The organism is Paraburkholderia ginsengiterrae (assembly GCF_001645125.1).
GTDB lineage: Bacteria > Pseudomonadota > Gammaproteobacteria > Burkholderiales > Burkholderiaceae > Paraburkholderia > Paraburkholderia ginsengiterrae.
Genome location: NZ_LXKA01000381.1, coordinates 1 through 9,151, shown reverse-complemented (window position 1 = coordinate 9,151; position 9,151 = coordinate 1). Strand labels below are relative to the sequence as shown.

General features: G+C 63.9%; 7 protein-coding genes. 4 read left to right on the top strand and 3 right to left on the bottom strand.

From position 1 onward, the window contains the following. Positions 1-668: 668 nt before the first annotated feature. A complete protein-coding gene (locus A6V37_RS36280; protein ID WP_064286885.1) occupies positions 669-2,795 on the top strand; it encodes a site-specific recombinase in 2,127 nt (708 codons plus the stop codon). Positions 2,796-2,912: 117 nt separating this feature from the next. Then, positions 2,913-4,202: a THUMP domain-containing class I SAM-dependent RNA methyltransferase gene (locus A6V37_RS36275; RefSeq protein ID WP_064286884.1), complete on the top strand. Its 1,290-nt coding sequence runs from the start codon at positions 2,913-2,915 to the stop codon at positions 4,200-4,202. Positions 4,203-4,253: 51 nt separating this feature from the next. On the opposite strand, the gene A6V37_RS36270 is transcribed toward A6V37_RS36275, so the two are convergent. After that, entirely contained in the window at positions 4,254-5,690 is a 1,437-nt protein-coding gene (locus A6V37_RS36270) for a M23 family metallopeptidase (protein ID WP_064272583.1), read from the bottom strand. 348 nt (positions 5,691-6,038) lie between these two features. Here A6V37_RS36270 and A6V37_RS36265 point away from each other — a divergent pair, with 348 nt between their 5' ends. Together A6V37_RS36265 and A6V37_RS36260 are read left to right on the top strand one after the other, a co-directional pair. Continuing rightward, on the top strand, positions 6,039-6,422 hold the full coding sequence (locus A6V37_RS36265) for a VOC family protein (protein ID WP_064272584.1): 384 nt from the start codon (positions 6,039-6,041) through the stop codon (positions 6,420-6,422). 64 nt (positions 6,423-6,486) lie between these two features. Then, positions 6,487-7,227 carry a helix-turn-helix transcriptional regulator gene (locus tag A6V37_RS36260; RefSeq protein ID WP_064286883.1) on the top strand — a complete coding sequence of 247 codons (741 nt, stop codon included), beginning with the start codon at positions 6,487-6,489 and terminating at the stop codon, positions 7,225-7,227. A gap of 114 nt (positions 7,228-7,341) precedes the next feature. Here the strand turns inward: A6V37_RS36260 and A6V37_RS36255 are convergent, their stop codons facing one another. Continuing rightward, positions 7,342-8,793: an NAD(P)(+) transhydrogenase (Re/Si-specific) subunit beta gene (locus A6V37_RS36255; protein ID WP_064272586.1), complete on the bottom strand. Its 1,452-nt coding sequence runs from the start codon at positions 8,791-8,793 to the stop codon at positions 7,342-7,344. Continuing rightward, positions 8,793-9,119, bottom strand: coding sequence for an NAD(P) transhydrogenase subunit alpha part 2 (locus tag A6V37_RS36250; RefSeq protein ID WP_064269553.1), 327 nt, complete (start codon positions 9,117-9,119; stop codon positions 8,793-8,795). Before A6V37_RS36250 ends, A6V37_RS36255 begins: the two co-directional genes overlap by 1 nt. Positions 9,120-9,151: the final 32 nt, after the last annotated feature.

Sequence of the window (9,151 nt, the reverse complement as noted above, 5' to 3'; positions counted from 1 at the left end):
CTTGGGTTCACTGGTGGCTGCTTTTTGTGTTGGCAGTTCCTAGAATTCACTGGGGTCTATTAGCGTTGCCCCTGTGCAGGGCGGCACCTACGTTCCTTGCCGCGGCAAAGAAAGTAGGCAAAGAAAGCCGCTTCACACCGCAAATTCTTAAGCGGATCCCCTGGCTTGGAGGGGATAGTGGTGCATCTGGAATCGGTGCTCTCGCACACTCCGCGCTCGTGACAAGGCAGTCATTCTTCCGGCGGCGCTGCGCGCGCCGTCGCGGCATTTCATTAAACCGAGGGTGGGTCCTTGACTGTAGTGGTTCCTGTGCTCCAGTTTGTTCGCACCACCAAATTATATTTATCCCGCCGGTGTTCCAGACGAACCGTTCCGGCGAGCGCGGAGCGCGAGATGGGATGTATGACGGCCTTGTCACCAGGGCCAAGTGTGCGAGAACACGGATTCCAGATGCACCACTCCCCCCTCCAAGCCAGGGGCTCCGCTTAGTGGTTTGCGGTTGGAAGCCGCTTTCTTTGCTTACTTTCTTTGCGGCATGCAAAGAAAGTAAGTGCCGCCCCGCACAGGGGCAACGCCAATAGACCACCGTGAATTCAAGGAAAGGCCAACGCCCAAAGAGCACAGACCAAAAAAACATCAAACGAAAAACCGCATAGCAAACACCAACAATGTTCGACTCCCTCAAACGATTCATCAAAAAATGGCGCGCCTCCCGCGACAGCGGCCACCAACTAGACGCGCTACTAGCGATCGCCAACAAATCCGCCCCATACGCGGATCGCAGCGAATGGCTGATCGAACTCGCGCACTGGATCCGCCGCGGCCGCGCCGTCCAACCCAGCGACACCGACGACGCTCAAGCCGACTCCCGCTCCATGCCGGCGCACACGCGCATCCGCTACCTGCTCCACGTGCTGGACCGCAACCCCGCCTGGAAGGCCAACGTCGCCGGGATCCTCCGCGCACTGCTGCGCGAAAGCGACGGCCTCTCGCTGCTCTGCGATGCAGGCATGCCCGTGCACTCGGGCTTCTTCGGCGCGCTGTTCGAGCGCCTCGACGCATCGTTGATCCCGCCCGCCCCGAACCGCCGCGACCTGACCGCGATCGTCACGCTGATGTTCAGCTCGGAACGCGACGCCGAATGGATCGGCGCCCTTCCCACCGACCTGCTCATCCGAATCCGCGCGCTGCTCGACTACGAACCCGACGAAGACGAACAACGCGACAGCACCCCGTTCTCGCTCGACCTGCTGGCCGCGCTGCATAACCTCACCTGCCAGATCAGCTCGACAGGCCTGTCGCAAACCGTCCGCAGCCGCCTCGGTGGAGCCGATACCGACGACACGTCCGACGCCAGCGACGTGCGCGTCGCCATGGAAAAGCAGCCGTTCTACCGGCTCACGCGCGCCATGCTCGCGGTCGAAGCCGAGCATCAGGCAGTAGCCGCCGGCGCCCCGCAAGACAAGCTGTTGCACGAGGTCAACTACCTGCGCCTCCTGCTCGACGAATGCCGCCGCGCGACCGACAAGGTCTTCGCCCACCTCTACCGCAACGGCGTGAGCGTCGACATCGTGTTCCAGGTCGAACGCATGCGCATGCGGATCGTGCGCGCCGAACATCTGCTGAACGCATGGATGGCACAGGACGATCCGCACGCGGGCGCGCGTCTGACCGCCGAACTCGTGAACGCGAATCACGCAAGCCAAAGCGTCGCGCATCTGATGCGCAGCAATTTTTCGCTGCTGGCGCGCAAGGTTGTCGAGTACAGCGCGGATACCGGCGAGCACTACATCGCCCGCGATCGCGCTGAGTATCTGAAGATGCTGCGCATGGCAGCGGGCGGCGGGCTCGTCACCGTCGTCACGGTGTGCGTCAAATTCGCCATTACCGGCGCGCATCTGCAAGCCATGGCCGAGGGCCTGCTGGCCGGCTTCAACTACGCCGCCAGCTTCCTGCTGATGCACTTCCTGCACTTCTCGCTCGCCACCAAGCAGCCGGCCATGACCGCGCCCACCCTCGCACGTGAACTCGACGGCACGGGCACGCCGGCCGGCGTCGACAGTTTCGTGAGTTCGGTGACCGCGCTGATGCGCACCCAGGCCGCTGCGGTGCTCGGCAACGTGCTGCTGGTGTTCCCCGTGTGCCTCGGCGTGCAGTTGCTGTGGCACGCGCTGTTCAATGCCGACATCATTTCGCCGGACAAGGCGCACGCCACGCTGAAATCGTTCTCGCTGCTGGGGCCGACGCCGTTCTATGCAGCCTTGACCGGCGTGCTGCTGTGGTCGTCGAGCCTGATTGCGGGTTGGGCGGACAACTGGTTCGTCCTGCATCGCGTCGCCGACGCTCTCGCCTACAACCGCCGTCTGCGCATGACGCTGGGCGTGCGCGGCGCCGCCCGGCTCGCGAAAGCTTGCCGCTCGAATGTGGCCGGCGTCGTCGGCAATATCACGCTCGGCCTGATGCTCGGACTCGTGCCGGCCATCCTCACGGCCTTCGCGTTTTCGTTCGAAGTGCGCCACGTGACGCTCAGCGCCGGTTCGATCGGCATCGCGCTCGGCGTGCTCGGCGAACACGCCCTCGAACTGCCGGAACTCTGGTGGGCGGTGGCGGGCGTCGGCAGCATGGCGATTCTCAATGTGGCCGTGAGTTTCGCGCTCGCGTTCTACATGGCGGTGAAATCGCGCGACTTGCGGCGCAATGCGGTGCGCTCGCTGCGCGGCGCGATCTGGCAGCGGGTGCTGCGCCATCCGCTGGAGCTGGTGTGGCCGGCGAAAGCGGCGCGCGAAGGCCAGTAGAAGCTGCTTGCCGCGTCGGTCCGTGCGCCGGCGCGGCGGCCCGACGGGCAATCGCTCGGGGAGGGTCACCCCGACCGCGTACAATAGCGCCTTATCCAACGCCTTCCGGCAACCTCAATGTCCTTCGATTTCTTCCTCCCTTGCCCGCGCGGCCTTGAAGCCTCGCTTGCGGCCGAACTCGCCGAAATCGCCGCCAAACATCTGAACGGCGCGCCGTTCACGGCCGGCGCACAGGTGCCCGGCGGCGTGCATTTCCGCGGAGGCTGGGCTGCCGGCATGGCCGCCAATCTGCATTCGCGTTTCGCGAGCCGCGTGCTGCTGAAAATCGCGCATCGGCCGTATCGCAGCGAGCAGGACATTTACGCGCTAGCGGTTGAACAACGTTGGGAGCAGTGGTTCTCGGCGAACGAAACGCTGCGCGTGGATGTCACCGCGATCAAATCGCCGCTGCGCAGCCTGGAATTCACGACGCTGCGCGTCAAGGACGCGATCTGCGACCGTCTGCGCGAAAAGAGCGGCGCGCGTCCGAGCATCGACACAGCCATGCCTGACGTTCGCGTGTTCGCGTTTCTCACGGCCACCGACTGCACGCTCTACCTCGACACCTCCGGCGATCCGCTCTTCAAGCGTGGCTGGCGGCTCGACAAGGGTGCGGCGCCGCTGCGCGAGAACCTGGCCGCGGGCATCCTGCGTCTGACCGGCTGGAACGCCGGCACGCCGCTGTACGACCCCATGTGCGGCAGCGGCACGTTCCTCGCGGAAGCCGCACAAGTGGCGCTGAATATCGCGCCGGGGGCGGAGCGCCGCTTCGGCTTCGAGAAGCTCAAGCAGTACGAGGCCAAAACCTGGCAAACGCTCAAGGCCGCCGCGCTCGACGCGAAGCACGCCGCTCGCAGCTCGCGTGCCGATCTGCAGATTTTCGGTAGTGATATTTCCGGCGACATGCTCGACAAGGCGCGCGCGAACTTCCAGCGCGCCGGCTTGCCGTCCATTCCGCTCAAACAGGTCGACGCGCGCGGTATGACGCCGCCCACGTCAGAGGCGGGCATTCTCGTCGCCAATCCGCCGTACGGCGAACGGATAGAAGTGCGCGGGCGCAACGCCCGTGGCGAAATCCGTGACCGTGGCGATCGTGGCAACCGCGACGACGACAGTTTCCGCCGTGCCCAGGAAGAAACGCCGGACAGCGAATTCTTCCAGTCGCTCGGCGACGCGCTGAAGCAACGCTTCACCGGCTGGCACGCGTTCATCCTGACATCGGATCGCAAGCTGCCGGGCCAGTTGCGCCTGCGCGAATCGACCAAGACGCCGCTCTTTAACGGCGCGCTCGAATGCCGGTTGTTCCGCTTCGATCTGATCGCGGGCAGCGTGCGCCAGCGGCCGCAAACCGACACGCCGGCGGCTTGAGGTATCGGCCGGACAAGTGATGATGAAGCGCCAGATTCGTCGCTTGGCGCACTAACCCCGCGGAAGCGGCGCGATCGACGCGGTGCGGGTAGCAACCGCCGATAAAGCCAGCTGCTCCCGGGCAACGTTTGCTACGCGATCGAATGCTGCGCGCTCCCGTCCCGCCAACGGCGCCGCGCCAAAGCGGCTCGTCAGCTTGAGCGGGTCTGTTGGCGAGTTGTTCAGCCGTACTTCGAAATGCAGATGTGGACCGGTCGCCACACCGGTCTGCCCCACCGCGCCCAGCAACTGCCCCTCGCTCACCTTCGACCCAACCCGCAAGCCGCTCGCGAAGGCCGAAAGATGCGCGTAGTACGTGGCATAACCTTGCGCGTGACGCAGCACGACATGCTTGCCGTAGCCGCTGCTGTCAGATCCTATGAATTGCACAGTCCCGGCGCACGCGGCGACAACCGGTGTGCCGGCGCGTGCAGTTAGATCCACGCCCGTGTGGAATAAATGCATCCCGGTCACCGGATGAATCCGATAACCGAAAGGCGAGCTGACCCGACCGTAGGCCACCGGCATCGCGAACGGCTGCGCAACCAGGCGCTTGCCATCGAAGGAATAGTAATCACCGTTCGTGCGACCCGGCGCGACGAACCACACCGCACTGTAATTGCGCCCAGCCAGCGTGATTTCGACGGCTCGTATGCGCCCGGTTTGCAAACCCGGTCGATCACGGCTCGCCGGTTCGTAGACGATACGATAGCTGTCACCTGATTGAGCACGACTCGAGACATCGAGGCGACCCGCGAAAATCCGGCTCAGTTGCACGGTCAGACTCACCGGCAATCCATCTGCCCTCCACGCATCGCGCAAACTGCCGTTGATCGGCCCGGCATACGACGCGGTATCGGCATGCGGCATCGCAAGGAGGCCTGCCGTGGCGGACGTGCCACCGCTCAGGTCGGCGACACCTTGTGCTCCCGGCCTCGCCGCCTGCGCGATGACCCGCCCGGCCCATTCATGCCCATCCGTCCTATACGGCCTCATAGTGGACACATGCGGATCACACATCCCCAAGTTCGCGCGGCACATCGATACCAGAACCGACTCGCCGGGTGAGAGCATGAACGATGGTTTGGTGTGCAGATCACCGCCCGGAAGTGGCGGCCATACCGTGCCATCGGCCAGAGCCGGAGCGTGCGCGACCTGCAATGGGTCCGCAGCGTGCAAAGCGTTTGCGTTGTTCAGCACCAGGGGTTGCGCGCCCGGCATGGCCCGTCCCACTGCAACGCTTTTCGTACCCGCTGATGCTGCCTGACGGAACGTCTTCGCCGCTGCGCCCGACGCGACAGGCGTGCCTAGCACGGCCATCGCGCTGCCCAGCACGACTGCGCTCGCGGAGACGCCCAGCGGAAGTTGGCGTTTGAGATGAGCCGGACGGCTCATCACAGTGGAGTTGCCCTGCTCGCGCGCGACGACGTTACGTAGAAAATATCTCATCACGTAGGAATCTCGCGGTCGAAAACAGAAAGCTGCGGGCTTGAACGGCGGTGCCTTGATACTTGGCAGTGGTGCGTAACAGACGAAGCGGCAACCGATAGGAAGATGCGACAACGGACTGCACAGCCCGACAACAGGAAGAGTCAGGTTACCGGCAGCCTTTGACAAAAAACATAGCATTTGTCCTAAAAGCGGGCAGCACGTCGGGGCGACGTCTTAACCCACCCCGTCATGGGTCACTTCCTGCCATCCCCTACTGACACCACGCTGTCAGTAGCCCCCCCGCACACTCCTTCTCACGCCATCCGGCGCTTTGCACGGCTTACCCGCCATCCACAGGAGAGTGACATGTCCGCATCATCCAAAGTTGTTGCATGGTTCGAGATTCCGTCCGTCGATTTCGATCGCGCCGTTCGTTTCTACGAAACCGCGCTCGACGTCAAACTGAATGTCCAGGAATTCGGCGCCCAGCCGATCGCCGTATTCGACTATCAGGAACCGGCCACTGGCGGCGCGATCATCCACAGCCCGTCGATGACGCCGACCCAAGACGGCGTGCTGGTCTATCTGAACGCCCGGCCGACCGTCGACGCCACCCTCGCGCGCATCGAACAGGCCGGCGGCAAGACCGACGGACCGGTGATCAAGCTGCCGCAGGACATCGGCTATATCGCGTTTTTCATCGATACGGAAGGCAACCGCATCGGTCTGCATTCGCAGACCAACGGCTAAGGCGCGACACGGCGCGCGCGCGTGACAGCACGCGCGACGCAACCAACGCCGACCGGAGCGCGGCATGCGGCGCTATCATCGCGGGACTGTCCCTGTCCTCTTCTACAAGACGCCCACGATGACGCGCCGCGCCGACCGCCTGTTCCAGATCGCCGAACTGCTGCGCGGACGGCGCCTGACCACCGCGCAACAACTCGCCGACTGGCTGAATATCTCGCTGCGCACCGTCTATCGCGACGTGCGCGACCTGCAGCTGTCGGGCGTGCCGATCGAAGGCGAAGCGGGTATCGGCTACCGGCTGAGCCGTACGGCGAGTCTGCCGCCGCTCACCTTTACCGCCGACGAACTCGCCGCGCTCGCGGCAGGCGCGCGAATGCTCGAATCGTGGGGCGGCGCGGGCTTTGCGAGCGGCGCGCGTGGCGCGCTTGCAAAAATCGCGTCAGCCATGCCGGCCGACAAGCGCGCGACGCTCGAAAGGCTGCCGGTCTTCGCGCCGTCGTTTCACATCAAAGGGGATTTTTCCGCGCAACTCGACGCACTGCATCGGGCGATCGACACACGGCATATCGTCAGTTTCGCGTACACGGACGCGAACGGTGCGGCGACCGAGCGCCGGGTCTGGCCGCTTGCGCTCGCCTATTGGGGGGCGCGCTGGACGCTCGGCGCGTGGTGCGAATTGCGCGGCGATTTTCGTAATTTCGGCCTGGAGAAAATTCAGAATCTTCAGGTTCTCGAACTATATCCGGATCAGGAAGGCAGGCGGCTCGCGGACCTGATGCGGCATGTGAATGCAAAACCGCGGTGAACACGTGGTAGAAAAACTGCCACTTGCTCACCGCGGTTTCGCGCGGGCATTCCTGCTGTCCGATCGACGATTCGCGGCCCCTCACCCGGCAGGCCACGAACCGCTGGCGTGAGGTTAATCCACCGCCTTCACCATATCCTCGATCACCTTCTTCGCATCGCCGAACACCATCATCGTCTTGTCCATGTAGAACAGGTCGTTGTCGAGACCGGCGTAGCCCGCCGCCATCGAGCGCTTGTTCACGATCACCGTGCGCGCCTTATAAGCCTCGATAATCGGCATGCCCGCAATCGGCGACTTCGGATCGTTCTTCGCCGCCGGATTCACCACGTCGTTCGCGCCCAGCACCAGCACCACGTCGACCTGGCCGAACTCGCCATTGATGTCCTCCATCTCGAACACCATGTCGTACGGCACTTCGGCTTCAGCGAGCAGCACGTTCATGTGCCCCGGCATGCGTCCGGCCACCGGGTGAATCGCGTACTTCACCTCGATGCCCTTCTCGACCAGCTTGTCGGTCAGCTCCTTCAGCGCATGCTGCGCGCGCGCCACCGCCAGACCGTAACCCGGCACGATCACCACGGTTTCCGCATTGCCGAGCATGAACGACGCGTCGTCAGCCGAACCCGATTTCACCGGACGCTGTTCCGCCGACCCGCCCGCCGCCGCCGCGCCAGCCTCGTTGCCGAAGCCGCCGAGAATCACGTTGAAGAACGAGCGGTTCATCGCCTTGCACATGATGTACGACAGGATCGCACCCGAGGAGCCCACCAGCGAGCCAGCGATGATCAGCATCGGATTGTTCAGCGAGAAGCCGATGCCCGCTGCCGCCCACCCCGAATACGAGTTCAGCATCGACACCACCACCGGCATATCCGCGCCGCCGATCGGGATGATGATCAGCACCCCCAGCACGAACGCGATCAGCGTCATGATGATGAACGGCAGCCACGACTGCGTGAGGAAGAAGATCACGCCGAAGCCGAGCATCGCGATCGCCAGCATCAGGTTGATCAGATGCTGGCCGCCGTACACCACCGGCGCGCCCTGGAAGAGCCGGAACTTGTACTTGCCCGAGAGCTTGCCGAACGCGATCACCGAACCGCTAAAGGTAATCGCGCCGACGAACGTGCCGATAAACAGCTCGACGCGGTTGCCGTACGGCAGGAAGCCCGCAATGCCCTCCTCCGCACCCAACCCGAACGCGGCCGGTTCCGACACCACCGCATAGGCGATACACACGGCAGCCATACCGATCAGCGAGTGCATCGCCGCGACCAGTTCCGGCATCTTGGTCATCTCCACGCGCGCGGCGACAAACGCGCCGATCGCGCCGCCGACCACCAGCCCGACCAGCAGCAGGCCCAGCCCCAGACCGAGATTCGAGCCGAGCACGGCAGCCTGTTTGGAGATCAGCGCGATGGTGGTGAGGATCGCAATCGCCATCCCGACCATGCCGAAGGTATTGCCGGTGCGTGCCGTCTTCGGATTGGACAGCCCCTTGAGCGCCTGGATGAAGCAGACCGACGCGACCAGATATAACAGCGTGACGACATTCAGACTCATTACGCGTTCTCCTTGCCGGCTGCGGGGAGCTTCTTCGGTTCTTTCTTGCGGAACATCTCCAGCATTCGCCGGGTGACGAGAAAGCCGCCGAACACGTTCACGGCCGCGAGCGCGACGGCCAGCGTGCCGAAGAACTTGCCCGGCGCGCCGAGCGTGAGCCCCGCGGCCAGCATCGCGCCGACGATCACGATGGCCGAGATCGCGTTGGTCACCGCCATCAGCGGTGTGTGCAGCGCGGGTGTGACGTTCCAGACCACGTGGTAGCCGACGTAGATCGCCAGCACGAAGATGATCAGGTTGATGACGGTGTGGTTGATGACTTCCATCGCCGTTCTCCTATGCCTTGCGCGTGACTTCG

Coding starts and splice junctions, on each gene's coding strand:
- A6V37_RS36280 (WP_064286885.1), top strand. CDS start 669: ATGTTCGACTCCCTCAAACGATTCATCAAAAAATGGCGCGCCTCCCGC.
- A6V37_RS36275 (WP_064286884.1), top strand. CDS start 2,913: ATGTCCTTCGATTTCTTCCTCCCTTGCCCGCGCGGCCTTGAAGCCTCG.
- A6V37_RS36270 (WP_064272583.1), bottom strand. CDS start 5,690: ATGAGATATTTTCTACGTAACGTCGTCGCGCGCGAGCAGGGCAACTCC.
- A6V37_RS36265 (WP_064272584.1), top strand. CDS start 6,039: ATGTCCGCATCATCCAAAGTTGTTGCATGGTTCGAGATTCCGTCCGTC.
- A6V37_RS36260 (WP_064286883.1), top strand. CDS start 6,487: ATGCGGCGCTATCATCGCGGGACTGTCCCTGTCCTCTTCTACAAGACG.
- A6V37_RS36255 (WP_064272586.1), bottom strand. CDS start 8,793: ATGAGTCTGAATGTCGTCACGCTGTTATATCTGGTCGCGTCGGTCTGC.
- A6V37_RS36250 (WP_064269553.1), bottom strand. CDS start 9,119: ATGGAAGTCATCAACCACACCGTCATCAACCTGATCATCTTCGTGCTG.